Source organism: Dyella thiooxydans (assembly GCF_001641285.1).
GTDB lineage: Bacteria > Pseudomonadota > Gammaproteobacteria > Xanthomonadales > Rhodanobacteraceae > Dyella_A > Dyella_A thiooxydans.
The window spans coordinates 1,670,180-1,696,086 of sequence record NZ_CP014841.1; the positions used below are offsets into that span (position 1 = coordinate 1,670,180).

Below are 25,907 nucleotides of genomic sequence, written 5' to 3' on the forward strand. Positions count from 1 at the left end.
CCAGTGACTTTTGGTCGCCCTGAAGTGCGAAGACGCTGGATCCCAGCCTTCGCTGGGATGACGGCAAATTCGAGGTAGCCATGAGAGACCCCCGCTACGACATCCTGTTCACCCCGGTGCAGATCGGCCCGGTCACCGCGAAGAACCGCTTCTTCCAGGTGCCGCACTGCAACGGCATGGGCCACGCCATGCCGCTGGCCCACGCGGCCATGCGCGAGGTGAAGGCCGAGGGCGGCTGGGCGGTGGTGTCCACCGAGGAATGCGAGATCCACCCCAGCAGCGACCTCACGCCCTACGTCGAGGCTCGGCTGTGGGACGACCGCGACATCCCCGCCCTCGCGCTGATGTGCGACAAGGTGCACGCGCACGGCGCGCTGGCCGCGGTGGAGCTGTCGCACAACGGCCCCACCGCATCGAACCTGTATTCGCGCGAGGTGCTCATCGGCCCCTCGCACCAGCCGAGCAAGTACGGCTACCCCTCGCAGGCACGGGCGATGTCGCTGAAGGACATCGCCGAGTACCGTCGCTGGCATCGCGAGGCGGCCGTGCGCGCGATGCGCGCCGGCATGGACATCGTCTACGTCTACGCCGCGCACGATCTCTCGCTGCCGATGCACTTCCTGCAGCGCCGCCGCAACCAACGCACCGACGCCTACGGCGGCTCGCTGGAAAACCGCGTGCGCCTGCTGCGCGAAGTGCTGGAAGACACCAGGGACGCCATCGGCCACCGCTGCGGCGTGGCGCTGCGCTTCGCCACCGAGGAACTGCTGGGCGGCGGCGGCGTGGAATTGAACGAAGCGAAGGACATCGTGGCTATGCTCGCCGAGCTGCCCGACCTGTGGGACGTCAACGTGGCCGCCTGGTACAACGATTCCGTACCGTCGCGCTTCGCTGCCGAGGGCGCGCAGGAGCCGTTCGTCGCCTTCGTCAAACAGGTCACCAGCAAGCCGGTGGTGGGCGTGGGCCGCTTCACCTCGCCGGACACCATGGTGTCGCAGATCAAGCGCGGCGTGCTCGACCTGATCGGCGCCGCGCGCCCGTCCATCGCCGACCCGTTCCTGCCGGCCAAGGTGGAACAGGGCCGCATCGACGACATCCGCGAATGCATCGGCTGCAACATCTGCGTCTCCGGCGACATGACCATCTCGCCGATCCGCTGCACCCAGAACCCCACCATGGGCGAGGAGTGGCGCAAGGACTGGCACCCCGAGCGCATCGCCCCGGCAAGCAAGCCCGGCCGCGTGCTGGTGGTCGGCGGTGGCCCCGCCGGGCTGGAAGCGGCCCGCGCGCTGGGCCAGCGCGGCTACGAGGTGAGCCTGGCCGAAGCGCGCAAGGAACTCGGCGGCCGCGTCACCCGCGAAGCGCGCCTGCCCGGCCTAGCCGAATGGGCACGCGTGCGCGACTGGCGCCTCGGCCAGATCCACAAGCTCACCAACGTGTCGGTGTACCTCGACTCCGCGCTCACCGCGCAGGACGTGCTCGACTTCGGCGCCGAACACGTGGTGCTCGCTACAGGCTGCCACTGGCGCCGCGACGGCTATGGCCGCAGCCACGGCGCCCCGATCCCCGGCTTCGTGGACAACCCGAAGGTCTACACGCTGGACGACCTGATGGACGGCCGCATTCCCGCCGGCCGCATCGCCGTGCTCGACGACGACGGCTTCTACTACGCCAGCATCGCCGCCGAACAACTGCACGCCCACGGCTGCGAGGTGGTCTACGTGACCCCGGAAGACACCCTCGCCCCGTGGAGCCAGAACACGCTCGACTACCGCCACATCCGTAAGCGCCTGGCCAAGCTCGGCATCGAAGTGATCGTCTCCCATACCGTCACCGGCTACGACGGCGAGATCCTCACCCTCGAGCACGCCTGGGAAGACCGCCAGCAACCGCTCGCCGTCGACGCCGTGCTCACCGTCACCGCCCGCCTGCCCAATGACGCGCTCTACCAGCAGCTACTGGAACGCGAAGCCGACTGGGCCGACGCCGGCACCCACAGCGTGCGCAATATCGGCGATTCCGACGCACCGGGGCTGATCGCCCACGCGGTGTATGCGGGGCATCGGTATGCGCGGGAGTTGGGGGAGCCGGTGACGGGAGAGGTGGCGTTCAAGCGGCACTTCCATGCGGCCGGGACGTAGTCACCCAGCGACTGGCCCCTCGATCCCATAAGCGTTGGCGAATCCGATCCGTCCCGCCCATCGGTCACGAATCGCCCTCGCGATCCCGATCAGCGGAACGCCTCCGGCGGGAGGCGGGCGGAGCTCGTCACGTGTGCGTAGCGACTCGTCACGAAGCGCCACACCGTCCGCCTCTCGATACGCTGGCCAACCCAGCTAGCGGACGGACACCGTCGTCACCAGCATGTTCAACCAAATCAGCGAGGAACCGAGGGCAAAGCCACCGAACACCAGCAGCCGCACGATCCGCGGTGGTGCCTGCACGCCCTCCCTGAACCACGCCGCGTACCAGAGCCCCAGCATCGCGTACCACAGCACCAGCGGCGGCAGGAGAACCAGCGCACCCAACAGTGGGCCAGTGGAAAGCGTCCTGACGCGAACCAGGTAGAAAATCTCGGCCAGAAACACGAGCAAAGACGCCAGCGCCGCGAAGATCAGCGCTCGCCGGTGTCGGAAGATGGTCGTCGCGAGTGACATGGGCTCAACCCTGGAGTCGATCGGCGGCGCAATCTACCGCCCTGGATGAAAGGTCAGGCTCGATGATAAGGCGTGGCTAGCGCCACACCCACGCTGGGGCTATGTTGCGGCGTCCTGGCGATGCATTCGCGTACATACCCCGCCATCACTTGATCCGGGTCCAGCCAGGTGAGTCGAACCGAGGGATAGCGGGGTCAGATTCACTTACCTCCCCCTAGGTTGGATTCAACCGGGCGCACCGAGGCGCGCTTCCATCGATAGACGGTCATCGTCACATTCGGAGTAGCCCATGTCCCTGCTCGTCGCACTTCGGGAAACACCCGCCCACCGCTCCACCGCCGCCAGATACACCTCCCTCAACGGCTTGCTCTACCTGGCCAGCGGCGGCTTGCTGATCGCGTGGCCGGGCCTGATCCAGACGCTGCTGGGCGATGCGCCCTTCCAGGGATGCGAGGCCGCGCTGGTGCGCGTGCTGGGCATGGCGCTGGCGGTGATCGGCTGGCTCTACTTTTTCGGCGGTCGCTCCGGGGGCCGGCAGGTGGTGGCCGCCTCGGTGCTGGACCGGCTGATCCTGGTGCCGCTGGTGCTGGTGCCCACCGCGCTGGCCGGCGTGTTTCCGCACACGATGATTGCGTTCGCGATTCTTGATCCCGCGCTGGCGTTGGGGGCGTGGTGGCTGCTGGTGCGTGAGGCCCGGAGCGGAGCGGCTTGAGGGAATGCGTGGCGGGTTGATCGGGGTGCGCTGCGCGTTGCGCGTGCTGGCTGTAGGAGCTCGCTTGCGGGCGATGCTTCTGCTTTTGATGCGCATCAAAGCCAAGAGCATCGCCCGCGAGCGGGCTCCTACAGGGGGAGCGGCGGCGTGCGTATCGTCATCGTGCGAGTGGTGATGCGCTTGCCGGTCAGCGCGCGTAGGGGGCGACGTTGCGGCGGATCACGGCCCACTCTCTCGGCGTGAGCGGCAGCTCGGGATACACGCGGCCGTAGTAGTCGGCGAGGTCGGTGCCGCCGTACGGCCAGTCCGAACCCGCCAGGAAGTGGCGCAATCCGATCCGGCGGATAAGGGCGACGATGGCTTGCCGGTCCGCCAGGGGCGTCTTGTCTGTCCAGACGCCAGAGAGATCGAACCAGACGTGGCAGAAATTTGCGGGCTTGGCCTCGATGGCGTCGGCGAACGCGCCGAGCGCGGCCAGCGTCGGCGGGTCGATCCCGCTCCAGCCGCCGACGTGGGCAATCTGGACGGGCGTACCGGCCGCGGCCGGCAGCACTTCGTCGACAAAGCGGCGCACGTCCGCGGCACCGTAATCGCCGCGCTGGGTTCGGAGGTGGATCACGATCGCCCAGTGGTTAGTCGCCGCGGCCGCAAACACCTTCTTCAGCGCGGCCACATCCCTGTCACGCCGCAGGTCCACACCCGAGCTGGTCAAGTGCAGCTTGAGCCCCGTGACGGCGGAGTTGCCTTTCCAGCGGGCGATCTCCGGCAACGCCGTGGCACGTAGCGGGTCGACCGAAATGAAGGCGCGGAAGCGACCGGGATGGTCGCGCGCGAGCTGGACCGTCCAGTCGTTGGCGGCTCGCATCAGATCGACCGCGTCGGCGCGCGGCGGATTCACCATCGGGCTCTCGGCCAGATACGCGGTCGACAGCACCAGCGCGCGCCGGATGCCCGCCTTGTCCATCGCAGCGAGCAGATCGGCCGGAGTCTGTGGCGTGGTCAACGCCGGATCGCATTTCCCGAAACGCGCCACGCTCCGGCAGAAATCGGGCAGGAACGCCTGGATCGCCGGTGAGTTCAGATGCGTGTGGTGATCCACGCGAACGACCACCGGCGCCGACCCGGAGCTACGGCTCGCGACGGCAAAGGGGGCGGCCGCCAGGCACGCCAGCGCGACGATCGGGGGAAACGTCCTGCTCATCCAACGCATGGCGGGCGCCTCTTGCGCAGCTGCGGGAAAGCGGTTTCGCGGCAGGGCGCGAATGCGGCGATGAGGATAGCGCAGGCCGCATCACTGGCCGCAGGCGCGATGACCCGGCTCGAATCCGGAACCCCGGGCACCACGCCACGGCCGCGGCCAGCTCCCCCCCAAGATCCTGAGCCGGCGTGGCCATACGCGCACCATCGCGCGAGCTGGGTAAGATGAGCCGTACAAGCTGTGACATCGGGGGATGGGGCATGCGAATCGAGATCCAGGGCGGTGACGCGCGGTGGGGGGCTGCGCACCACCGGCCACAGGCCATCCTGTGCGCTACGCGCGGACCGCTACACCGTCGGATCCACCGGCTGCGCCGCTCATGAGGGCGGGCGCCCGGGCGGCGCTCATGGCCACCGTGGGACCTCGCGGCAGCGGGCGACGCCTGGGTATCTGCTTCGCGGCCATGGCAGCGCTCGGCCTGGGGTCGACGGGGGCGGCCGCGGCCGGCGACGCTGCTGCCCTGCTGGACCAGGCGTACGCCCTCAAGACCACCGACCACAGCCGTTTCCTGCAGCTGCTACGGCAACTGCACCAGTCAGATGTGGCGCTGTCGCCCGACCAGCAGTGGCGCCTGCGCTACCTGGATGGCTGGGAGGGTTCGTTCACCGGCGACTACGCCGCGGCCCAGCCGTTGCTGCGCGATGTCGCCGACCACGCCCCGGACACCGACCTGCAGGCCCTGGCCGCGGGCACCCTGCTCAACACCCTGGCGATCAGCCATCACTACCAGGAAGCGTTCGAGCGGGCCGACAAGCTGGTGGCGAACCTTCCCCATATCCGCGACCGCAAGGTGACCTACGTGGCGCTGTCGCAGCTGTCCCAGCTGATGGCCTCGGCGCAGCAGGTCGAGCCGGCGGTGAGCTATGCCCGGCAGATGCAGCAGCTTGCCGAGCCCGGGCAATCGCCATGCCGGCCGGACGTCTATCTGTTCGACGCACTGAACGCCGACGGCACCCTGCCTCCGACCGCGCCGATCTTTCGCCAGGCCATCGACGCCTGCAAGGCCGCCGGGGAACTGATGTTCGCCGACGCCGTGGAGCTGGACCTGGCACGCCGGCTGGCGGAAACCGGCAAGCCCGGGGCCGCCCTGGTCCTGCTCGAGCAGATCGCACCGACGATCGATGCGCAAGGGTTCCAGGTACACGCCTACGGGCTTCGCTCCACCCTGGGTTTCGCCTACTGGAAGAGTGGCGACGCGGCGAAGGCGAAGCGCTGGGCGCTCGCCGCGCTGGCGATGGATCCGAAGGGCAATTTCGACGGCATGTCGGAATACGTCTACAAGGTGCTGTACGAGGTGGCGCGCCAGGCCGGCGACGACCGCGCGGCACTGGACTACTACCGTCACTACCGCGACGTGAAGGCGCGTTCGGTCAGCGATGCACAGGCCATCGCGATGGCCTACCACTCCGTGCAGCAACAGCTGTCCGTGCACCAGCTGCAGGTGGATGCGCTGGGCAAACAGAACGGCGTACTGGAGCTGCAGCAGGCGCTGGACCAGAAGCAGATCGAGACGACCCGGCTGCAGCTCCTGCTGCTGACGACCGTACTGGCGTCGGTGGGGATCTGGCTGGTGCGCACCAAGCGCTCGCAGCTGCGGTTCCGGCGGCTGGCGCGTCGCGACGGCCTTACCGGCATCCTCAACCACCAGAACTTCCTGGGCGAGGCTGATGCGGCCCTGCGTCAGGCCGATAAATCCTCGCGCAGCGCCTGCCTGGCACTGGTCGACCTGGATCACTTCAAACAGGTCAACGATACCTACGGCCACGCCATCGGCGATGCGGCGATCGTCCGGATGGTCACGCTGTGCCAGGAGCATCTGCGCTCCTCCGACATTTTCGGCCGGCTGGGCGGTGAGGAGTTCGGCCTCCTGCTGCCGGATTGCCCTCTGGAACAGGGGCTGGAGCTGCTCGACCGCATCCGCCTGGCCCTGGCCGACACGCCGATCGACGACAGGCACCCCGAGCTCGGCATCTCGGCAAGCTTCGGGCTGGCCTCGACGGGAACCGGCGGCTACCAACTGTCCGAGCTGATGGCGCAGGCCGATGCTGCGCTCTACCGCGCCAAGCGCGCCGGGCGCAACCGGGTGGAAGCCGTGACCGAAGGCGGATGAGGCTGTCCCTGCACGCTCGTGGAAGGCCGCGGCCACTTCATCCCCATCATGGGGCGGCCAGCCCGGCGTACCCACCACGCCGGCGCTGACGCACGAGTACCTGGTGCAACCGCAACCGGACCTGCTCGTGCTGTTTCCGTCGTGGATGTGGCACGGCACGCTGCCGTTCCGTGGAGAACCGCAGGACCGCCACCTGACCATCGCGTTCGACCTGCTGCCGGCCTGAGCACTCACCACGCCGCTGCCTCGACCTCGCGCGCTCCACTCAGCGGGCTGCGGCCGCCCCCGGTGCCACACCGGCATGGTGTCACCCACGAGGCGGCGGGCCCGCGACAGCAGTCACGCCGATCAACCGCACGATCGCCAGGACACTGCGGCATCCGGACTACCGATAGCCGGTCGGGTCGAATAGTTGCGCCGGCATCGCAACGGACAAGGCGACGTGCCACCCGCGCAAGGAAAGACGGTTACCCTCGCGGCTGACGGATCGACCTGGGGGGAATACGTGGCATGAAGGTGGCCGATATCGAGGTACACGTCGAAGGAGAGGGTCCCGCTTCGGTCGTGATGATCCACGGCTGGCCGGATACGCATCGCCTGTGGGACGCCTCCGTCGATGCCCTGAGCGACCGCTACCGCTGCGTGCGCTTCGACCTGCCCGGCTTCGGCCGGGCCCATCCCCGCCGCGCCTATGCAATCGACGAGGTCGTCGAGGCGATCCATCGCGTGGTGGTCGAAGCCTGCCCCGGCGAGCGCGTATGCCTGTTGCTGCACGACTGGGGCTGCTACTTCGGCTACAAGTTCGCGATGCGCCATCCGCACCTGGTCGCGCGGGTGATCGGCGTGGACATCGGCGACGCCGGATCCGTCGACCATCGGCGGGAACTGGGACTGTCCGGCATCGCCGCGGTGGTCGCCTATCAGCTGTGGCTCGCCCTGGCCTGGCGCATCGGCGGGCGCATCGGCGATGCGATGGCCCGCGGCATGGCCCGCGTACTGCATTGTCCGGGCGATCCCCGCGCCGTGACGGCGCAGATGGGCTACCCGTATGCCGTGTCGTGGTTGGGTGTCGCCGGCGGATCGCACGATCGTCGTGTCTTCGCGCCGCACTGCCCGATGCTCTACGTCTACGGCGAGCGCAAGCCGTTCACGCTGCACTCGACCCGCTGGATCGAAGCGATCGCCGCCTTGCCGGGCAGTCGCGCACTCGGCCTGCCGGGTGGACACTGGGTGATGATCGACTGCAGGCACGCATTCCACGACGCCGTGCGCTCGTGGCTCGCCACCACCGATACTTCCGCCGCCGTTTGCGGCAGTGCGTAATGGGCCGTGCGCGAGGCGACGCTATCATTGCGGTTTTCCCTCGCACGGCAGGCTTTTCCATGAGCGTGATCGCCTCGCAGATCGACCCCCGGTCACCCGAGTTCCAGGCCAACGCGACGCAATTGCGCGTGGCGGTGGAGGATCTGCACCAGGAACTGGCGAAGGCGGCCGAGGGCGGCGGCGAGAAGGCGCGCGACAAGCACACCGCTCGCGGCAAGCTGCTGCCGCGCGAGCGCATCCGCGCCCTGCTCGATCCGGGCTCGCCGTTCCTGGAGCTCTCCGCGCTGGCCGCGCACGGCATGTACGACGATGCCGCGCCCGCGGCGGGGCTGATCACCGGCATCGGCCGCGTCAACGGCATCGAGGTGGTAGTGGTGGCCAACGACGCCACGGTGAAGGGGGGGACCTACTTCCCGATGACGGTGAAGAAGCACCTGCGCGCGCAGGAAGTGGCACTGGAGAATCGCCTGCCCTGCGTCTACCTGGTCGACTCCGGTGGCGCGTTCCTGCCGCTGCAGGACGAGGTGTTTCCGGACAAGGAGCACTTCGGGCGGATCTTCTACAACCAGGCGCGGATGTCCTCGCTGGGCATTCCGCAGATCGCCGTGGTGATGGGTTCGTGCACCGCCGGCGGCGCCTACGTGCCGGCGATGAGCGACGAGACCATCATCGTGCGCGAGCAGGGCACGATCTTCCTCGGCGGCCCGCCGCTGGTGAAGGCCGCCACCGGCGAGGTGGTGGATGCCGAGACGCTGGGCGGTGCCGACGTGCACACCTCGGTGTCCGGCGTAGCCGACCACTACGCCGAGAACGATGCCCACGCGCTGGCGATCGCCCGCGACATCGTCGGCCACCTCAACCGCAGGAAGGACATGCCGCTGGCGCTGCGCGCGCCGATCGAGCCGAAGTACCCGGCCGAGGAGCTGTACGGCGTGATCCCGCAGGACACCCGCCGGCCGTTCGACATCCGCGAGGTGATCGCGCGCATCGTCGACGGCTCGGAGTTCCACGAGTTCAAGGCGCGCTACGGCAAGACCCTGGTCTGCGGCTTCGCGCACATCCACGGCTACCCGGTGGGCATCGTCGCCAACAACGGCATTCTTTTCGCCGAGAGCGCGCTCAAGGGCGCGCACTTCATCGAGCTGTGCAACCAGCGCAACGTGCCGCTGGTGTTCCTGCAGAACATCACCGGCTTCATGGTCGGCAAGAAGTACGAGCAGGCGGGCATCGCCAAGGACGGCGCCAAGATGGTGACCGCCGTGGCCTGCTCGCACGTGCCGAAGTTCACCGTGGTGATCGGCGGCAGCTTCGGCGCCGGCAACTACGCGATGTGCGGCCGCGCCTACGGCGCGCGCTTCCTGTGGATGTGGCCTAACGCGCGCATCTCGGTGATGGGCGGCGAGCAGGCCGCCAGCGTGCTGGCCACGGTGAAGCGCGACGGCATCGAGGCGGCCGGCAAGAGCTGGAGCGAGGAGGACGAGGACGCCTTCAAGGCACCGATCCGCGAACAATACGAACGCCAGGGCCACCCCTACTATGCCAGCGCCCGTCTGTGGGACGACGGCATCATCGACCCGACCGACACCCGCCGGGTGCTGGGGCTGGCGATCTCCGCCTCGATGAACGCACCGATCGAACCGCAGCGCTACGGCGTGTTCCGCATGTAGCGACGAGCGCCGAGCGCGCTCAGAAGAACTCGTATTCCAGCTGTGCCACCCAGGTGTGGCGCGGTGCCGCGGCGTTGATGCCCAGCAGCACGCCGACGCGGTACTCGACATTGCCCATGGTGTGCGGGACATGCCACTCGCCGGCGACCACCGGGCCAGCCTGGTAGGCGTGGTCGTCGGGCCGGCCATAGGCCTCGATGCCGGGGCGGAACGCCTTGGACACCGCATAGGTGCCGGCGTAGCTGTAGCGGAATTCGGTCTTGGACTCCGCACCCGCGCCGATGTGCCGCTCCCAGATCAGGTTGACGCGGTGGTCGAAGCGGCCGACGGTCTTCTCGATCAGCGGTCCAACCTCGAGTTCGCCCGGACCGCCGCCCTTCGGGTGGCCGTAGGAGGCGAGCAGGCCGAGATCGGCCCAGTACTCGCCCGGCTCGGTGAACTGGAAGGTGTTCTCGAATTCGTAGCCGACCAGCTTGCCGCCGGCGCCGGGCTCCTTCTCGTACTCGGCCAGGTACAGCTCCGGCTTCCACCAGCCGGTGAAGGCGTGCGCCACCGACAGTTCGGCGGCGCGCTCGCCGTCGTATTCGCTGCGGCCGTCGGTGATGCCGTAGCCGCGCAGCTCGATCTCGCTCTGGCCGGCGATGACGTGCGGCGAGTACACGATGAAGTCGTCCGCGTGTGCGCGGCCGGCGACGCCGAAGGCGACTACGGCGAACAGCGTCGCCACAGTGGTGGCGGCGGTGGTTCGGGAGATGAAACGCATGCTCGGACTTCCTCGATATCGTTGTCTGCAGACCGCAGGCACCCGTCGCGCGGGCGACAGGCGCCCGGCGACCAGGGAAGGACCTGCGATCAGGATTGCGGGATGGCGGCGGCCGGGGCTTCGCGGCGCGCGGCAGCCGGCCGCGCCGCCAGCCGCATGCCGCCGATCAGCAACAGCAGCGTCACCGCGTAGAACACCAGCTGGATGCCGGCCGGCGACGCGTCATAACCGATGAGGATGCCCAGCGTCTTGCCGGCCAGCGAACCGTTGGAGAGCAGCCACGAGGTGTTCCACAGCTGTTCACCCAGCGCCGGCAGCCGGTTGGCCTGCAGCAGGAAGCGCGCGGCGGTGGAGGCCAGCCCCGCAGCCAGCAACACCAGCATCACGTTGGTGGCGCCGAAGAAGTGCTTCAGCGGAATGCGCAGCAGACCGAAGTACAGCGCGAAGCCCAGCGCCACGCCGCCGCCCACGCCCAGCGCGATGCCGCCGATCAGGCCACCGGCGCTGATGCCGCCCATCGCCATCGAGTACAGGAACAGCACCACCTCGGAGCCTTCGCGCAGCACCGCCAGCGCGATCACTGCGAGCAGCAGGGTCAGCGAGCTGGAACCAGCCTTCACCGCCTGCCCCACCGCGCTCATGTGCTGGGCCAGTTCGCGCGCGTGGCGCGACATCCACACCACGTGCCAGCCGATCATCGCCACCGCCGCCAGCAGCACGCCGGCGTTGAGCAGTTCCTGCCCCGACCCGCTGGCCAGCCCGGCAATGAAGCCGGCGCCCAGCGCGACCAGCAGCGCGCCGGCCAGGCCCAGGCCGATACCGCCCAGGACGTACAGCCCGCGCAGGCGCACACCCCGCGTGGCGGCGCAGACGATGGAGACGATCAGGGCCGCCTCCAGCACTTCACGGAACACCAGCAGCGCTACACCGGGCATGGCATCACTCCACGATCAGCCGGCCCTGGGCCGTGTCCTGGTGGAAGTCGCCGAAGAACCGGTAGCTGCCCGGCTTCAACGGCCCGACGTAGACGGTGATCGTGCTGTTCGGCAGCACGATCTTCTCGCGGTTGAACTCGGTGCTCTCGAACTCTTCCGGCGAGGCGTCGCGGTTCTCGATCACCAGCTTCACCTTGGTCCCGGCCGGCACCTTCAGTTCCGCCGGCTGGTAGGCGTGGTCCTGGATGGCGAGATGGAATTCGGGCACGTCCGTGGCCCGGGCGGCGAAGCTCCAGAGCAGCAGGACGGCGGCGAGGGCGAGGCGATTCACGGCGAGACATCCGGATCAGTTCTTTTGATGCGGATATGATAATTGTTCTCATTAGCAACAGCAAATGAGGCGTGCCGATGCCGGAATGGCTTCGCTAGCCAACCGGCCGGCACCAGGCAAAGGGGGAACGCGCCCGTGGCAACGCGCCGCAGCTCGTACGGTCGGCTCTACACCATCGGCGCGGGACTGTGGGACCATGAAGGCTTCGATCCGGCCGTAACGCCGGGGACAGGACGCGGCCCTTGTCGCCATGTCCGGGGTCCCAGTCGAACCGCGGCGCTCCGGCGCCTTCCGCATGGAATCACCGGGCGGCTGACCGCCCGCCCTGGACACGGTCGTTAGGGGGACCGTCACGGAATGCTTGTTGGCATCGATCTCGGCACCACCCACTCGCTGATTGGCCGCTACGGCGACAACGGCCCCACCCTCTTCCCCAACGCGCTCGGCCAGTTGCTCACGCCCTCGGTGGTGAGCCTGGACGCCGACGGCCACGCGCTGGTCGGACAGGCCGCGCGCGACCGGCTGATCAGCCACCCGGGCAGCAGCGTGGCCAGCTTCAAACGCTGGATGGGCAGCGACCGCGAGACCCGGCTGGGCCATCGCAGCTTCCGCCCGGAAGAGCTCTCCGCCCTGGTGCTGCGTGCGCTGATCGCCGATGCCGAGGCGGCCACCGGCGAGACGGTGACCGAGGCGGTGATCAGCGTGCCGGCGTATTTCTCCGACGCACAGCGCAAGGCCACCCAGGCCGCCGGCACGCTGGCCGGGATCAAGGTCGAGCGGCTGATCAACGAACCCACCGCGGCGGCACTGGCCTATGGCCTGCAGGAACGTCGCGACGGCTCGCGCTTCCTAGTGTTCGACCTGGGCGGCGGCACCTTCGACGTGTCGGTGCTGGAGATGTTCGAAGGCGTGGTGGAAGTGCATGCCAGCGCCGGCGACAACTTCCTCGGCGGCGAGGATTTCCTCGACGTGCTGGAAAAGGCCTGCCTGGCCGACCTGGGGCTGCAGCGATCCAGCCTCGACGCGGCCACCAGTGGCGTGCTGCGCCAGCGGCTGGAGACCGCCAAGCGCGCGCTCACCGGCCAGGCCTCGGCGACGGTGCAGCTCGCCGTACGCGGCGAAACGCACGAGTGGTCGATCGACGAGACGCGCTTCGCCCAGCTCGCCGACCCGCTGCTGCAGCGCATGCGCGCACCGCTGGAACGCGCCATGCGCGACGCGCGGCTGCAACCCGAACAGCTCGACGAGATCGTGCTGGTCGGTGGCGCCAGCCGCATGCCGCTGGTGGCGCGGTTGGTCACCCGCATGTTCGGCAGGCTGCCGCTGCGCCACGTCAACCCGGACCAGGCCATCGCGCTGGGCGCCTGCGTCGCCTCGGGCCTGAAGTCGCGCGACCAGCGCCTGGACGAAGTGGTGCTGACCGACGTGTGTCCCTACTCGCTGGGCACCGAGGTGGTGCGCCGCGACCCCCAGGGCCGGATGCAGGGCGGTTTCTTCGAGCCGATCATCCACCGCAACAGCGTGGTGCCGGTGAGCCGCGAGCAGAGCTTCTTCCCGGTCAATCCGGGGCAGTCGAAGCTGCGGCTGGACGTGTTCCAGGGCGAGAGCCCGATGGTGGAACGCAACATCAAGCTGGGTGAGCTGGAAGTGGAGATCGACCCGACCCGCCCGCCGCAGGAGAACGCGGTGAACCTGCGCTTCACCTACGACGTCAACGGCGTACTGCAGGTGGAGGCGAACGTGTCCTCGACCGGCAAGCAGTACGAGCTGGTGCTGGAACAGAACCCGGGCGTGCTCAGCGCCGAGCAGATCCGCACCCGCCTCGCCGCGCTGGCCGAGATCAAGATCCACCCGCGCAGCAAGCAGGAGAACCTCGCCCTGCTCGCCCGCGCCGAGCGCATCTACGAGGAACACCTGACGATGCGCGACCAGGTGCAGGCGTGGATCGCACAGTTCCGCGCCGTGCTGGAAACCCAGGACGAGATGGTGATCCGCGAACACCGACTGGAGCTGGGGCGCGCGCTGGACACGCTGGAATCGACCTGATGTGGCCGTACAGCGAGCTGGGCATCGAGCCTACCGCCGACGAGCGCGCGATCAAGCGCGCCTACGCGGTGAAGCTCAAGCAGAACCGCCCGGACGAAAATCCGGAGGGCTTCCAGCGGCTGCACGAGGCCTACCAGGCAGCATTGCAGCGCTGCCGGGGTCACGCGCCAGCCCCGCCTGCGGCAGCACCCCCCGCCGCACCGCGCCCGTTGCCTTCGCCGGTTGTCGCCGCGCCATCGGCAAGCCAACCGGCGTCTTCACCTCCGTCGACGCCGGCACCGGCACCAGTGACGTTCGACGCCAGTGCCTTCCTGCGGGAAGCGGTGGCGCGTGCCGATGCCAATGAACCTGCCGCGCTGCGCAAATGGCTGGAAAGCCACCAGGCGCTCTGGTCGCTGAGCCTGAAGACGCGCGTCGGCCAGCACTGGCTGTCGTTCGTCCACCAGGCCGCACCGCCGATGCCGGATGGCTGCTTCGACGAGATGCTGGCGTTCTTCCGGCTGGATCACGCCGGTGCCGTGCCCGATCCATTGCTCGTGGCACAGCGCCGCCAGCGCATGCACATGGCCTGGCACCTGGCGCCCGCGCGCCGTAATGCGTTGGCCGGCCTGCTCGGCGCCCGCTCGGTCAGCGCACGCAAGCAGATCACCCGCTCGCTCCGCTGGCTGCAGCAACCTTTCCGCTGGCCGGTCGCGTTGTGGCGCAGTCTGCTGCCGCAGAACCTTCGCAGCATGAACAACCTGATCCTGCGCCTGGCCGGGCAGCCCCCGGTCGAACTGCCGCCACCCGTGGATCCCCGGCAACAGGCATTCTGGCTGCAGGCCGCGCACAGCGGACTGTTCAGTCGTGTCGGGGCTGCCATCGTCGGCGCGAGGGTGGCCGGAACGCTGCTGCTCGGGCTGCTTCTGGGCTTGGCGTTCGGTGCGTTTGCCGGCATGCAGGGCGGGCAGTTCGCCTGGGGCATGGTCGGCTTGCTGGAGGTGATCGCCGGCGGCTTCTGTGGCGTGGCGCTGGCCGTCATGGCCTGGTCCGAGCTCACCGGCTGGCAGCGCCGCCCGATGCCGCTGAAAGGCGCAGTCGGATGGCTGCACTTCGCGCTGGTTCCGCTGCTCGCCATCGGCGCGCTGATTGTCGTCGATGCCACCGACTCGCCGATGGCCGGCTGGATGCTGACCGTACCCGCGCTATGGCTCGCGTTGGCCCGCGTGCTGCACGGGAGGCAGGTATCGGCTTCGCTGCGCCCATGGCTGCGGCTGGGTATCTTCCTGATCTATCCCGTCGCCAGCCTCGTTGCCAGCGCGGTGCAGGTACCGGTGATCATGGGCAACAGCCTGGCCGGCGCGGCCCTGCTGGCCTGGGCGATCGATGCCTGGCGCCGGGTGCCCCGCCGACAGCGCGCGCTGGCCTGATCCGGAACGCGCTTATTTGCCCCGCGGACGGAAATGCAGCGGCATGGAGCCGTCCGCCGCCGGCGGGTGCGCGGCAGCCGCCGGCTTCGGACCGCAGGCGCCGCAGGTATCGCAGCCGTCGCTGCAGTTGCCGCTGGTCTGCTTCGGCTGCAGGCGATGCGCCAGCGCGCGTTTCCAGCCCGGTGCATCGGGCCGGTCCAGCCGCAGCGCGGCGGCCGCCAGCCAGCGGGCGGTGAGCTTCGGTGCCAGCTTGCGCAGCACCACCAGCACGCTGACCAGCAGGACGACACCGATCACCACGTACTGCACGAGCAGGCTGGTGCTCACGACAGCCACACCGCCACGTGGTAAGTGATGAACGAGGCCACGTAGGCCAGCGCGAACATGTAGCCGAACGAGATCGCCACGTTGCGCCACGAAGCGGTTTCGCGGCGGATCACCGCCAGCGTGGACATGCACTGCGGCGCGAAGGCGAACCACACCAGCAGCGACAGCGCGCTGGCCAGCGGGAAATTCACGGTCAGCGCGTGACCCAGCCCACCCGTCGCGGCATCCCCACCCACCGCGTACACCGTGGCCAGCGCCGCCACCGCGGTCTCGCGCGCGGCGAACGCCGGGATCAGCGACAGGCTGATCTGCCAGTTGAAGCCGATCGGCGCGAAGATGTGCTGCAGCGCCCGGCCCAGGTGACCGGCGATGCTGTACTCGATCGCCGGCTCGGTGGCACCCGGCGGCGGCCCCGGGAAGGTGGAGATGAACCACATGATCACGGTCAGCGCGAGGATCACGCCGGTCAGCCGCTTGAGGAAGATCATGCCGCGCTCATACAGCCCGATCGCCACGTCGCGCGGCTTCGGCAGGCGATAGGACGGCAGCTCCATCAGCAGCGCATGCTCGCTCTTGTCGCGGCGGATGCGCTTCATCACGTAGCCCACCAGCATCGCGCCGAGGATGCCGATGGCATACAGCGCGAACAGCACCACGCCCTGCAGGTTGAACACGCCGAGCACGCGATGCGAGGGGATGAAGGCACCGATCAGCAGCGCGTACACCGGCAGGCGCGCCGAGCAGGTCATCAGCGGCGCCACCAGAATGGTCGCCAGGCGGTCGCGCGGGTCGGTGATCGAGCGCGTGCCCATGATGCCGGGGATGGCGCAGGCGAAGCTGGACAGCAGCGGGATGAACGAACGCCCGGTCAACCCCACCGCCACCATCCAGCGGTCCAGCAGGAACGCCGCGCGCGGCAGGTAGCCGGACTCCTCCAGCGTGAGGATGAACAGGAACAGCACCAGGATCTCGGGCAGGAAGCCCAGCACCGTGCCGATGCCGCCGAACAGGCCGTCGGTGACCAGGCTCTGCAGCGGCCCGGCCGGCATCCAGGCGGCCACGTGCGTGCCCATCCAGTCGAAGCCGTCGGCGATGGCATCGGTCATCGGCTTGCCGACGGAATACACCGCCTGGAACACCAGGAACATCACCACCGCCAGGATCGCCAGGCCGAACACCGGGTGCAGTGCCCAGCGGTCCAGCGCGTCGTCCACCGCATCGGTGGCGCGGGGCATGGCGACGGTGGCGGCCAGCAGCTCGCGCACCTGTGCGTGCAGGTCCGCCCGGCTGGCCGCATCGTCCGGCTGCGCCGGCGGCGCCTCGGGCATCGCACCGTCGACCTGGGCCACCAGCGCCTTCACGCCCTCGCGGCGCACGGCGATGGTTTCCACCACCGGCATGCCGAGCCGGCGCGACAGCTCGGCCACGTCGATGACAATGCCGCGGCGGCGGGCCGCGTCCATCATGTTCAGCGCCAGCACCATCGGCCGCCCCAGTCGCTTCACCTCCAGCACGAAGCGCAGGTGCAGGCGCAGGTTGGTGGCGTCGGCCACGCAGACGATCAGGTCCGGCGGCGCCTCTCCGGGGTAGAGGCCGGCGCAGACATCGTGGGTGATCTGCTCGTCGGGGCTGGTCGCGTCCAGGCTGTAGGTGCCCGGCAGGTCCAGCACGTGCAGCAGGCGGCCGGACGGCGCGGTGAACCGGCCCTCCTTGCGCTCGACGGTGACGCCGGCGTAGTTGGCCACCTTCTGGCGACCGCCGGTGAGCTGGTTGAACAGCGCGGTCTTGCCACAGTTGGGGTTGCCGACCAGGGCGATGCGCAACGAACCCGCGCTCACGCCGCCTCCTGCATGCGCACGGTCACCCGCGAAGCCTCGTTGCGCCGCAGGGCGAACCGGGTCGAGCCGATCTGGATCAGCAGCGGGTCGGCGCCCATCGGTCCGTAGGCCACCAGGCGCACTGGTTCGCCCGCCACGAAACCGAGGTCGCGCAGGCGCTGCGCGATGACATCGTCGGCGTGGGCATCGTCCACGCGGTCCACCACGGCAGGCGAACCCTTGGGCAGATCGGACAGGCGCACAGGCAAGGACCTAAATGGGAATGGTTCGCATTGTATATCGTTCCCTTTCTGCCCGCATTCAAGCCGACCGCCGCGTTTGCCGGCGTTTATCATCGGCGGTCTTTGCCAGGGAACCCCGCCATGACGAGCCGCCTCTCGATCGCCGACCAGGACCGCGTCCGCCGCATCGCGCTGAACCGCCCGGAGGTGCACAACGCCTTCGATGACGCGCTGATCGCGGAACTGACGGCCGCCATCGACGATGCCGGCCGCGACGAAAGCGTGCGCGCGGTGGTACTCACAGGCGAGGGCGAGAGCTTCTCCGCCGGTGCCGATTTGAACTGGATGCGCGGCATGGCCCAGGCCAGCGAGCAGGAAAACCGCGACGATTCGTCGCGTCTGGCGCGGCTGATGCGCCGGCTGCAGTTCTGCCCCAAGCCGACCATCGCCCGGGTCAACGGTGCAGCATTCGGCGGGGGCGTGGGGCTGGTCGCCTGTTGCGATATCGCGATCGGCGTCGAGGGCGCCAAGTTTGGCCTGACCGAGGTGAAACTCGGCTTGGTGCCGGCGGTGATCTCGCCCTACGTGATCGCCGCGATCGGCCTGCGCCAGGCGCGCCGGCTGTTCCTCACCGGCGAGTTCTTCGATGCGGCGGCCGCGCAGCGCATCGGCCTGCTGCACGAAGCGGTGCCGCGCGAGCAGCTCGACGACGCCGTGCAGCGCGTGCTCGGCTTCCTCGCCAAGGCCGGCCCGCAGGCGCAGGCCGAGGCCAAGACCCTGGCGCTGGGCATGGCCGGGCTGGACGAAGCAGGCGCCGAGCGGATCGACGATGAGAATGCCGCGCTGATCGCGCGGCTGCGCGTGTCGGCCGAGGGGCAGGAGGGGCTGGGAGCGTTTCTGGCCAAGCGTGCGCCGGCGTGGGCGGGGTAACACCATCACGCCGCAGCAGGAGCACATCCTATGTGCGAACCCATCCCCTTTCGCGCCACCGCTGTCGCTCACAGGGTGAGCTCCTACACGCGAGCACCCGGTAGGAGCGCACCCTGTGCGCGAACCCATCCCCTCTCGCGCCACCGCTGTCGCTCACAGGGTGAGCTCCTACACGCGAGCACCCGGTAGGAGCGCACCCTGTGCGCGAACCCATCCCCTCTCGCGCCACCGCTGTCGCTCACAGGGTGAGCTCCTACACGCAAGCACCCGGTAGGAGCGCACCCTGTGCGCGAACCCATCCCCTCTCGCGCCACCGCTGTCGCTTACAGGGTGAGCTCCTACACGCAAGCACCCGGTAGGAGCACACCCTGTGCGCGAACCCACCCCGCCCTCGAACCACCGCCGTCACCCACACGGTGAGCTCCGACACGTGACATGCCGTGCACTGCTCCCGACCCGGCGGCCACGACCGGCCCCGCGTGCCTTGCTGCGCTGCGCATCGGCTCAAAACCGCCCTTCTGCTACCTTTTCGAGCTTTGCATCGCGGCGCACGCCAGCTTAGGGACTTCGCATGTTCGAGCGCGTTTTGATTGCCAACCGCGGCGAGATCGCCTGCCGCGTGATCCGCACCTGCCGCCGGCTCGGCATCCGTACCATCGCGGTGTATTCGGAGGCGGATGCCGACGCGCAGCACGTGCGGCTGGCCGACGAGGCGTGGCCGATCGGCGGTCCCCGGCCGGCCGACTCCTACCTGCGCGGCGACGCGATCATCGCGGTGGCAAAGAAGGCCGGCGCGCAGGCGATCCACCCCGGCTACGGCTTCCTCTCGGAGAACACCGGTTTCGCCCGCGCCTGCACCGAGGCGGGCATCGCGTTCATCGGCCCGCGCCCGGAAAGCATCGACGCGATGGGTTCCAAGGCCGCCGCCAAGGCGCTGATGGAAAGCCACGGGGTGCCGCTGGTGCCCGGCTACCACGGCGACAACCAGGACGCGGCCTTCCTCGCCGAACAGGCGGGCAAGACCGGCTTCCCGCTGATGATCAAGGCCGCCGCCGGCGGCGGCGGCAAGGGCATGCGCATCGTGCGCAAGGCCGACGAATTCGCCGACGCGCTGGCCTCGGCGCAGCGCGAGGCGCAGTCCTCGTTCGGCGACGCTAGGGTGATCCTGGAGCGCTACGTCGAGCACCCGCGACACATCGAGCTCCAGGTGTTCGGCGACAGCCACGGCACGGTGATCCACCTCAACGAGCGCGAGTGCTCGGCCCAGCGCCGCTACCAGAAGGTGCTGGAGGAAACGCCCTCCCCGTTCCTCGATGCCAAGCGCCGCGCCGCGATGGGCGAGGCCGCGGTCGCCGCGGCCAGGGCCGTGAACTACGTCGGCGCCGGCACGGTGGAATTCATTGTTGCGCCGGACGGCGCGTTCTTCTTCATGGAGATGAACACCCGCCTGCAGGTGGAGCACCCGGTCACCGAGCTGACGCTGGGGCTGGACCTGGTGGAATGGCAGCTGCGCGTGGCCGCGGGCGAGCCGCTGCCGCTCGCGCAGGAGCAGATCCGCGCACACGGCCACGCCATCGAGGTGCGCCTGTACGCCGAAGATCCCGATCAGAACTTCCTGCCCGGCTCGGGCAAGCTGCTGCGCCTGCGCCTGCCGGCACCGTCGACGTACGTGCGGCTGGACGGCGGCGTGATCGAGGGCGACACGGTCACCATCTTCTACGACCCGATGATCGCCAAGCTGATCGTGTTCGACGCCGATCGCCCGCGCGCCCTGCTGCGCCTGCGCGAGGCGCTGGCCGCATGCGAGATCGCCGGACCGAAGTCCAACATCGCCTTCCTCGAGCGGCTGGCGCGGCATCCGGCGGTGGTCGAAGGCCGCATCGACACCGGCTACCTCGACCGCCACCTGGACGAGTTCCTCGCCGGCGACGTCGCACCGCCCGACTACGTGCTGTTCGCCGCGGCCACCGCCGCGCTGCTGCACGACGAGTGCGCGGCGATGTCGCACACGCGCGGCAGCAGCGATCCGCACTCGCCGTGGGCGCTCGCCGACGCCTGGCGTATCGGTCACGAGGGGCGCCGGCTGGTCGCGCTGGAACACCATGGCCGCCGCTACGAGGTGGAAGCCTATGGCCACGCCGGCCACTACCGCATGCGCCACGGCGACGACCGCTGCGAGGTCAGCGGCGCCCGCCACGACGGCGAGATCCTGAGCGCCCGCTTCGACGGCGACGCGCTGCGCCTGGCCGTGCGCGCCGATGCCACCCGCGTGCTGCTGCATGACGTCGACGGCCAGCGCCATCACCTGGCCCGCGCGGCCGCCTACGCCTGGGAAAGCCGCGACGCCGCCGGTGGCGACAAGCTGGTGGCGCCGATGCCGGGTCGCATCGTGCTGGTGAGGGCCGCCGCCGGCGATGAAGTCGCCGAGGGCCAGGAACTGCTGGTGATGGAGGCGATGAAGATGGAACTCGCCTTGAAGGCTCCCCGCGCCGGCATCATCGAAAGCATCGGTGCGAGCCAGGGCGACTTCGTCGAGGCCGACGCCGTGCTGGTGCGCTTCGCCGAGTGAGGGGCGCAAGCGGCGGCGGTGCCGTCGCTTGCCGATCAACGGGTCCGCTCGACTTCCGCCGGTGCCGCATCGCCGGCCGCGCGCGCCAGCGGCAGCGCGTCGTCGACCAGGTGCATCAGGAACCGCCCCGGCTGCTCCTGCATCATCATGTGTGCCGAATCGGCGAACACGACCAGTCGCTTGGACGGCGCCCGGATGTGCCCGAACCAGGTTTCGGCGAGCTGATGCGGCGTGGTGTAGTCATGCGCGCCGACGAACACCAGCACCGGGCAACCGAAGTGCGTGACGTGGTCGAAGTCGACGTCCAGCAGCGGCTTCAGCAGGTGGTTCAGGGAGAACAGGCTGCCCTTGTCGATGGCGTCGAGGTCCTGCCGGCTGTAGTCGGGCGAGAGCTCCTCGGCATCCACATCGAACTGGTAGTTGGTGCGCCCCCAGGCCAGGCCGCCGTAATACATCTCCCACTTGCTGCGCACGCCGACACGATCGATGGTGAGTGCCTTGCCGGGATACGGCGCAATGGCCTTCAGTTCCTTCACCGCCTCCTGGTTGTGGTGCGCGATCGCTTCGCGCAGCGCGAACGCGTAGCCCTCGGCCTCGTTGGCGTGACCATTCACCACCTGCCCCACCGAGATGTAGGCGTAGAACCAATCCGGATGACGCTGGGCCAGCTCGACGCCGAGCACCGAGCCCCACGAGTGACCGAGCAGGAAGATCTTCCGCTTGCCGAAGCGCTGGCGCAGGTACTGCACCACCTGGGCCGCATCGTCGGTCATGCCCCTCACGCTCATCCCCGGCGCCATCGCCTGTTCGGTATTGGCGGCGTAGGTCTTGCCGGCGCCGCGCTGGTCCCACTGCACCACGGTGAAGTAGTCCTCCCACGGCGTCTGGAAGGTGTACGACTCGGGCATCGCCGGCGAAGCCGGGCCACCATGCAGGAACAGCAGCACCGGGTTGCGGCGGTCCTTGCCGCGGATCGATATCCACTGGTCGATGCCGTCGATGTGCAGCTTCACCTTCTCGTCCACGCCCTGCGGCGAGAGGATCGCCCGGTTGCTGTCGAGGATCGCGGTCACACGGTCGCGGGACATGGTCCAGGCTGGCGCCGCGGTAGCCGATGGGGCAGCGGCGGCGGACGTATCCGCGGAGGCCGCGAAGCTGTGGCCGGCGCAGCCGATGAAGGTCAGCACGGCGGCAAGGACGGAATGGATCGGTTTCAACGAAGCTCTCCTGCAACGGATGGACGCCAGCACGCCGCTGGCGCAGAGGACCCGGTGAGGCGGCTGACCCCGACCGGGACGATGCAGGCCACTCAGCAATCGCCGTGCCAGCACCCTCCCGCCCGCGCGGACCGCACCAGGGCGCGGTTTCCTGCCCACCCGTCGAAGATCCCGTCCGTCCGCGGACAATGCGCCGGACGTCCGCCCCATGCGCGGGCCGGACATCGGGCGCGGTACCCTGTGGCTCTTTGGCTGTCAGCGCATCCGTCATGAACACTCCCAGCTCCGCCGCCAATCACGTCCGCATCGTCGAAGTCGGCGCGCGCGACGGCCTGCAGAACGAGAAGACCCTGCTGCCGGCCGACGTGAAGATCGCGCTGATCGACCGGCTGTCCTCCACTGGCCTCACCACCATCGAGGCGACTAGCTTTGTCAGCCCGAAGTGGGTGCCGCAGCTGGCCGATGCGGCCGAGGTGTTCGCCGGCATCCGCAAGGTGCCGGGAGTGAGCTACCCGGTGCTGGTGCCGAACCTGCAGGGCTACGAGCGGGCACGGGCGGTCGGCGCCACCGAGGTGGCGGTGTTCTCCGCCGCCAGCGAGGCGTTCAACCGCAAGAACATCAACGCCTCGATCGATGAATCGATCGAGCGCTTCCTGCCCGTGCTGGAACGTGCCTCGGCCGATGGCGTGAAGGTGCGCGGCTATGTCTCCACCGTGCTCGGCTGTCCCTACCAGGGCGACGTGCCGGTGGCCGACGTGGTGCGCGTGGCGCAGCGGCTGCACGCGGCCGGCTGCTACGAAATCTCGCTGGGCGACACCATCGGCGTCGGCACGCCGGCGAAGGCGCGCGCCATGCTGCGCGCGGTCGCCGCCGAAGTGCCGATGGGCGCGCTGGCGGTGCATTTCCACGACACCTACGGGCAGGCGCTGGCCAACATCCTGGCCTGCCTGGAGGAAGGCGTGCGCGTGGTCGACAGCGCCGTTTCCGGCACCGGCGGCTGCCCTTACGCGAAGGGCGCGACCGGCAACGTGGCCAGCGAGGACGTGGTGTACATGCTGCACGGCATGGGCATGCACACCGGCGTGGATCTCGATCTGCTGGTCGCCACCGGCGCCTGGCTCGCCGCGCAGCTGCACAAGGAAACCGCCAGCCGGGTGACCCGCGCGCGCACCGCGGCCTGAGCCCCTGCGTTCGCGGGATTGACCCCGGAATCGGCGTCCGCGAAGAACATCGCTGCGCCGACCATCACAACCTGGAACGTCCTGTAGGAGCGCACCCTGTGCGCGACCGGCGAGCCGCTTTGTCGTCACTCTTTGTCGCCCACAAGGTGGGCTCCTACAGGGCACGCCGTAGGATTCGATTCGAAACATCGCGGCCTCGCTGCGGCCACCGCCAGAATCGATGAGGCGTCTCGCCACACAGCTGCACAAGGAAACCACCAGCCGGTGACCCGCGCGCGCACCGCGGCCTGAGCCCCTGCGTTCGCGGGATTGACGCCGGAATCGGCGTCCGCGAAGAACATCGCTGCGCCAATCATCACAACCAGGAACGCCCTGTAGGAGCGCACCCTGTGCGCGACCGGCGAGCCGCTTCGTCGTCACCCTTTGTCGCCCACAAGGTGGGCTCCTACAGGGCACGCCGCAGGATTCGATTCGAAACATCGCGGCCTCGCTGCGGCCACCGCTAGAATCGATGAGGCGTGATGCCTTGCCCGCCTTTGTCTCGAGGGGAGTCCAATGCGTATAAGTCACGGGATCTGGTCTGCGGTCTTCGCCGCGTTGCTGTCCATCGCGCCACTGGCTGCTGCCGCCGATGCAGCAAGCAAAGACACCCTGCTGCTGCCCGACCGCGTGTGGACCGCCGACGGCGACGCCGCACACGCTGGATGGGTCGTGCTGGTGCACGAGGGCAAGGTCGCTGCCGTGGGCCCGGCCGACAGCATCAAGGCACCCGCCAATGCCGAACGCATCGCCCTGCCCGGCACCACGCTCACGCCCGGCCTGATCGACCTGCATTCGCACCTGTTCCTGCATCCGTACAACGAGACGCTGTGGAACGACCAGGTGCTCACGGAGCCGCAGGACTACCGCACGCTGGAAGCCGCTGCCCATGCCAGGGCCACCCTGCTGGCCGGCTTCACCGTGCTGCGCGACCTCGGCACCGAGGGCGCCGGCTTCGCCGACGTGTCGATCAAGCGGGCCATCGACGAGGGGCTGATCCCGGGGCCGCGGATGTTCGTCGCTACCCGCGCCATCGTCGCCACCGCCAGCTATGGACCCGGTCCGCGCGGCTTCCGCCCCGACCTGGATCTGCCGCAGGGCGCGCAGCCGGTCACCGGCGTGGACGCGGCTGTCGCAGCCGTGCGCGAGCAGGCCGCGCGCGGTGCGGACTGGATCAAGCTCTACGCCGACTACCGCGTGGGCGACCACGGCGAGACCATGCCGACGCTGTCGCCGGCCGAGATCAAGGCGATCGTCGACGCCGCCCACCAGATCGGTCGTCCGGTCGCCGCGCATGCCGCCAGCGAGGCCGGCGTGCGCAACGCGGTGGAGGCCGGCGTGGACACCATCGAGCACGGCTATGGCACCGACGAGGCGACCTTCCGCCTGATGAAGCAGAAGGGCATCGCCTACGAGCCCACGCTCACCGCGGTGGAGGCCACCTCGGAGTACTTCCAGCATTACGTGCCCGGAAAGTCCGAACCGACACCGTCGATGAAGCAGGCCGAGCATGCCTTCCGCACCGCGCTGAAGGTCGGCGTCACCATCGGCAACGGCAGCGACGTGGGCGTCTTCGCGCACGGCGAGAACTGGCGCGAACCGGCGATGATGGTGGCCGACGGCATGACGCCGGTGCAGGCACTGCACGCCGCCACCAATGTCGCTGCGCACATCCTGCGCGCCGATGGCCAGTTCGGCCGGATCGCTCCGGGCGCGTTCGCCGACATGGCCGCTTTCGCCGGCGACCCCAGCCGCGACATCCAGGCGCTGCAGCATCCAGTGTTCGTGATGAAGGACGGCGTGGTCTACCGCCAGCCCTGAGCGCTCAGTCCAGCCCGATGCGCAGCGCCTCGGACGGCGTGCGCTCGACGAACTCGCGACGGACGTGGGCCAGCAGGTCGCGCTGGCTGCCGAACGGCAGCCGCGCGGCGGCCTCGTCCAGATCCACCCAGCACGACGCCGAGTGCTCGTGGTTGAGCCGCACCGCGGCGTGCTCGTCCACGCGCGCCACGAAGGCCGGCACGATCTCGACGCCTTCCGGCTGCGCCCGGTAGAACTGCTCGCAGAAGCCGGTGGCGTAGAGCGCCTCCGGCACCAGTCCGGTTTCCTCGAACAACTCGCGGCGCGCCGCCTGCCAGCCGGTCTCGCCCTCCTGCACGTGGCCGGCGATGTAGCTCCAGACACCGTCGAGCCAGGCCCCGGAACGGCGCGCCAGCAGCATCCGGGTGGCCGTGCCCGCACCACGCAGCACCACCACGGAAACGATGCCGCAGCGGATCGGCAGGCCGGTGGCACGGACGGGCGGGTTCATCATCGCAGGCTCCCTGGCGGACCCGACCGACTCTGCACCGGTGCGGCCAGCCCCCACAAGCGG

Annotated in this window: 22 protein-coding genes; 12 read left to right on the forward strand and 10 right to left on the reverse strand. The window is 69.2% G+C overall.

Features of this window, described 5'->3' with window-relative positions; all coding sequences use genetic code 11:
• Window positions 1-80 precede the first annotated feature (80 nt).
• Complete coding sequence (locus ATSB10_RS07565; protein ID WP_063671781.1) at window positions 81-2,141, forward strand: oxidoreductase; 2,061 nt, start codon at window positions 81-83, stop codon at window positions 2,139-2,141.
• A 195-nt stretch (window positions 2,142-2,336) separates the two neighbouring features.
• Here the strand turns inward: ATSB10_RS07565 and ATSB10_RS07570 are convergent, their stop codons facing one another.
• Window positions 2,337-2,657: a hypothetical protein gene (locus tag ATSB10_RS07570; RefSeq protein WP_063671783.1), complete on the reverse strand. Its 321-nt coding sequence runs from the start codon at window positions 2,655-2,657 to the stop codon at window positions 2,337-2,339.
• 289 nt (window positions 2,658-2,946) lie between these two features.
• Between ATSB10_RS07570 and ATSB10_RS07575 the strand changes: the two genes are divergently transcribed.
• Window positions 2,947-3,369, forward strand: coding sequence for a hypothetical protein (locus tag ATSB10_RS07575; RefSeq protein WP_063671785.1), 423 nt, complete (start codon window positions 2,947-2,949; stop codon window positions 3,367-3,369).
• A 187-nt stretch (window positions 3,370-3,556) separates the two neighbouring features.
• On the opposite strand, the gene ATSB10_RS07580 is transcribed toward ATSB10_RS07575, so the two are convergent.
• Window positions 3,557-4,579, reverse strand: coding sequence for an amidohydrolase family protein (locus ATSB10_RS07580; protein ID WP_236886525.1), 1,023 nt, complete (start codon window positions 4,577-4,579; stop codon window positions 3,557-3,559).
• A 394-nt stretch (window positions 4,580-4,973) separates the two neighbouring features.
• Here ATSB10_RS07580 and ATSB10_RS07585 point away from each other — a divergent pair, with 394 nt between their 5' ends.
• The 4 genes from ATSB10_RS07585 to ATSB10_RS07595 all read left to right on the forward strand — a co-directional run bounded on the left by ATSB10_RS07585 (window position 4,974) and on the right by ATSB10_RS07595 (window position 9,727).
• The gene (locus ATSB10_RS07585; protein ID WP_063671787.1) at window positions 4,974-6,737 is read left to right on the forward strand and encodes a sensor domain-containing diguanylate cyclase; all 1,764 of its coding nucleotides are present in this window, start codon (window positions 4,974-4,976) and stop codon (window positions 6,735-6,737) included.
• Between the two features lie 103 nt (window positions 6,738-6,840).
• A complete protein-coding gene (locus ATSB10_RS18935) occupies window positions 6,841-6,963 on the forward strand; it encodes a putative 2OG-Fe(II) oxygenase (protein WP_205631110.1) in 123 nt (40 codons plus the stop codon).
• Window positions 6,964-7,247: 284 nt separating this feature from the next.
• Window positions 7,248-8,060: an alpha/beta fold hydrolase gene (locus ATSB10_RS07590; protein ID WP_063671789.1), complete on the forward strand. Its 813-nt coding sequence runs from the start codon at window positions 7,248-7,250 to the stop codon at window positions 8,058-8,060.
• A gap of 59 nt (window positions 8,061-8,119) precedes the next feature.
• Window positions 8,120-9,727 carry a carboxyl transferase domain-containing protein gene (locus ATSB10_RS07595; protein WP_063671791.1) on the forward strand — a complete coding sequence of 536 codons (1,608 nt, stop codon included), beginning with the start codon at window positions 8,120-8,122 and terminating at the stop codon, window positions 9,725-9,727.
• Between the two features lie 19 nt (window positions 9,728-9,746).
• On the opposite strand, the gene ATSB10_RS07600 is transcribed toward ATSB10_RS07595, so the two are convergent.
• The 3 genes from ATSB10_RS07600 to ATSB10_RS07610 all read right to left on the reverse strand — a co-directional run bounded on the left by ATSB10_RS07600 (window position 9,747) and on the right by ATSB10_RS07610 (window position 11,756).
• Complete coding sequence (locus tag ATSB10_RS07600; protein WP_083966137.1) at window positions 9,747-10,490, reverse strand: hypothetical protein; 744 nt, start codon at window positions 10,488-10,490, stop codon at window positions 9,747-9,749.
• A gap of 89 nt (window positions 10,491-10,579) precedes the next feature.
• A complete protein-coding gene (locus tag ATSB10_RS07605; protein ID WP_063671793.1) occupies window positions 10,580-11,425 on the reverse strand; it encodes an FTR1 family iron permease in 846 nt (281 codons plus the stop codon).
• Window positions 11,426-11,429: 4 nt separating this feature from the next.
• Window positions 11,430-11,756 carry a cupredoxin domain-containing protein gene (locus tag ATSB10_RS07610; protein WP_063671795.1) on the reverse strand — a complete coding sequence of 109 codons (327 nt, stop codon included), beginning with the start codon at window positions 11,754-11,756 and terminating at the stop codon, window positions 11,430-11,432.
• Window positions 11,757-12,113: 357 nt separating this feature from the next.
• On the opposite strand from ATSB10_RS07610, the gene ATSB10_RS07615 reads away from it, so the two are divergent.
• On the forward strand, window positions 12,114-13,802 hold the full coding sequence (locus ATSB10_RS07615; RefSeq protein ID WP_063671797.1) for a molecular chaperone HscC: 1,689 nt from the start codon (window positions 12,114-12,116) through the stop codon (window positions 13,800-13,802).
• Entirely contained in the window at window positions 13,802-15,211 is a 1,410-nt protein-coding gene (locus ATSB10_RS07620) for a J domain-containing protein (RefSeq protein WP_063671799.1), read from the forward strand. The genes ATSB10_RS07615 and ATSB10_RS07620 overlap by 1 nt, the downstream gene beginning before the upstream one ends.
• Before the next feature lie 12 nt (window positions 15,212-15,223).
• Here the strand turns inward: ATSB10_RS07620 and ATSB10_RS07625 are convergent, their stop codons facing one another.
• Genes ATSB10_RS07625 through ATSB10_RS07635 form a run of 3 tightly spaced genes read right to left on the reverse strand, consistent with a single transcriptional unit; the run spans window position 15,224 to window position 17,618 of the window.
• The gene (locus ATSB10_RS07625) at window positions 15,224-15,538 is read right to left on the reverse strand and encodes a DUF6587 family protein (protein WP_063671801.1); all 315 of its coding nucleotides are present in this window, start codon (window positions 15,536-15,538) and stop codon (window positions 15,224-15,226) included.
• Complete coding sequence (gene feoB, locus ATSB10_RS07630) at window positions 15,535-17,376, reverse strand: ferrous iron transporter B (RefSeq protein WP_063671803.1); 1,842 nt, start codon at window positions 17,374-17,376, stop codon at window positions 15,535-15,537. The genes ATSB10_RS07625 and feoB overlap by 4 nt, the downstream gene beginning before the upstream one ends.
• Window positions 17,373-17,618, reverse strand: a complete 246-nt coding sequence (locus ATSB10_RS07635; RefSeq protein WP_063674388.1) for a FeoA family protein — start codon at window positions 17,616-17,618, stop codon at window positions 17,373-17,375. The genes feoB and ATSB10_RS07635 overlap by 4 nt, the downstream gene beginning before the upstream one ends.
• A gap of 120 nt (window positions 17,619-17,738) precedes the next feature.
• Between ATSB10_RS07635 and ATSB10_RS07640 the strand changes: the two genes are divergently transcribed.
• Window positions 17,739-18,527, forward strand: coding sequence for an enoyl-CoA hydratase-related protein (locus ATSB10_RS07640; RefSeq protein ID WP_063671805.1), 789 nt, complete (start codon window positions 17,739-17,741; stop codon window positions 18,525-18,527).
• Between the two features lie 571 nt (window positions 18,528-19,098).
• Window positions 19,099-21,096: an acetyl/propionyl/methylcrotonyl-CoA carboxylase subunit alpha gene (locus tag ATSB10_RS07645; protein ID WP_063671807.1), complete on the forward strand. Its 1,998-nt coding sequence runs from the start codon at window positions 19,099-19,101 to the stop codon at window positions 21,094-21,096.
• 35 nt (window positions 21,097-21,131) lie between these two features.
• Here the strand turns inward: ATSB10_RS07645 and ATSB10_RS07650 are convergent, their stop codons facing one another.
• The gene (locus tag ATSB10_RS07650; protein WP_236886526.1) at window positions 21,132-22,313 is read right to left on the reverse strand and encodes an alpha/beta fold hydrolase; all 1,182 of its coding nucleotides are present in this window, start codon (window positions 22,311-22,313) and stop codon (window positions 21,132-21,134) included.
• A 269-nt stretch (window positions 22,314-22,582) separates the two neighbouring features.
• Between ATSB10_RS07650 and ATSB10_RS07655 the strand changes: the two genes are divergently transcribed.
• Together ATSB10_RS07655 and ATSB10_RS07660 are read left to right on the forward strand one after the other, a co-directional pair.
• The gene (locus ATSB10_RS07655) at window positions 22,583-23,494 is read left to right on the forward strand and encodes a hydroxymethylglutaryl-CoA lyase (RefSeq protein WP_063671809.1); all 912 of its coding nucleotides are present in this window, start codon (window positions 22,583-22,585) and stop codon (window positions 23,492-23,494) included.
• A 555-nt stretch (window positions 23,495-24,049) separates the two neighbouring features.
• A complete protein-coding gene (locus ATSB10_RS07660) occupies window positions 24,050-25,354 on the forward strand; it encodes a metal-dependent hydrolase family protein (RefSeq protein WP_063671811.1) in 1,305 nt (434 codons plus the stop codon).
• 4 nt (window positions 25,355-25,358) lie between these two features.
• On the opposite strand, the gene ATSB10_RS07665 is transcribed toward ATSB10_RS07660, so the two are convergent.
• Complete coding sequence (locus ATSB10_RS07665) at window positions 25,359-25,847, reverse strand: NUDIX hydrolase (protein ID WP_236886527.1); 489 nt, start codon at window positions 25,845-25,847, stop codon at window positions 25,359-25,361.
• Window positions 25,848-25,907: the final 60 nt, after the last annotated feature.

Coding starts and splice junctions, on each gene's coding strand:
- ATSB10_RS07585 (WP_063671787.1), top strand. CDS start 4,974: ATGGCCACCGTGGGACCTCGCGGCAGCGGGCGACGCCTGGGTATCTGC.
- ATSB10_RS07590 (WP_063671789.1), top strand. CDS start 7,248: ATGAAGGTGGCCGATATCGAGGTACACGTCGAAGGAGAGGGTCCCGCT.
- ATSB10_RS07565 (WP_063671781.1), top strand. CDS start 81: ATGAGAGACCCCCGCTACGACATCCTGTTCACCCCGGTGCAGATCGGC.
- ATSB10_RS07575 (WP_063671785.1), top strand. CDS start 2,947: ATGTCCCTGCTCGTCGCACTTCGGGAAACACCCGCCCACCGCTCCACC.
- ATSB10_RS07605 (WP_063671793.1), bottom strand. CDS start 11,425: ATGCCCGGTGTAGCGCTGCTGGTGTTCCGTGAAGTGCTGGAGGCGGCC.
- ATSB10_RS07570 (WP_063671783.1), bottom strand. CDS start 2,657: ATGTCACTCGCGACGACCATCTTCCGACACCGGCGAGCGCTGATCTTC.
- ATSB10_RS07615 (WP_063671797.1), top strand. CDS start 12,114: ATGCTTGTTGGCATCGATCTCGGCACCACCCACTCGCTGATTGGCCGC.
- ATSB10_RS07600 (WP_083966137.1), bottom strand. CDS start 10,490: ATGCGTTTCATCTCCCGAACCACCGCCGCCACCACTGTGGCGACGCTG.
- ATSB10_RS07665 (WP_236886527.1), bottom strand. CDS start 25,847: ATGATGAACCCGCCCGTCCGTGCCACCGGCCTGCCGATCCGCTGCGGC.
- ATSB10_RS07620 (WP_063671799.1), top strand. CDS start 13,802: ATGTGGCCGTACAGCGAGCTGGGCATCGAGCCTACCGCCGACGAGCGC.
- ATSB10_RS07640 (WP_063671805.1), top strand. CDS start 17,739: ATGACGAGCCGCCTCTCGATCGCCGACCAGGACCGCGTCCGCCGCATC.
- ATSB10_RS07660 (WP_063671811.1), top strand. CDS start 24,050: ATGCGTATAAGTCACGGGATCTGGTCTGCGGTCTTCGCCGCGTTGCTG.
- ATSB10_RS07645 (WP_063671807.1), top strand. CDS start 19,099: ATGTTCGAGCGCGTTTTGATTGCCAACCGCGGCGAGATCGCCTGCCGC.
- ATSB10_RS07580 (WP_236886525.1), bottom strand. CDS start 4,579: ATGCGTTGGATGAGCAGGACGTTTCCCCCGATCGTCGCGCTGGCGTGC.
- ATSB10_RS07655 (WP_063671809.1), top strand. CDS start 22,583: ATGAACACTCCCAGCTCCGCCGCCAATCACGTCCGCATCGTCGAAGTC.
- ATSB10_RS07595 (WP_063671791.1), top strand. CDS start 8,120: ATGAGCGTGATCGCCTCGCAGATCGACCCCCGGTCACCCGAGTTCCAG.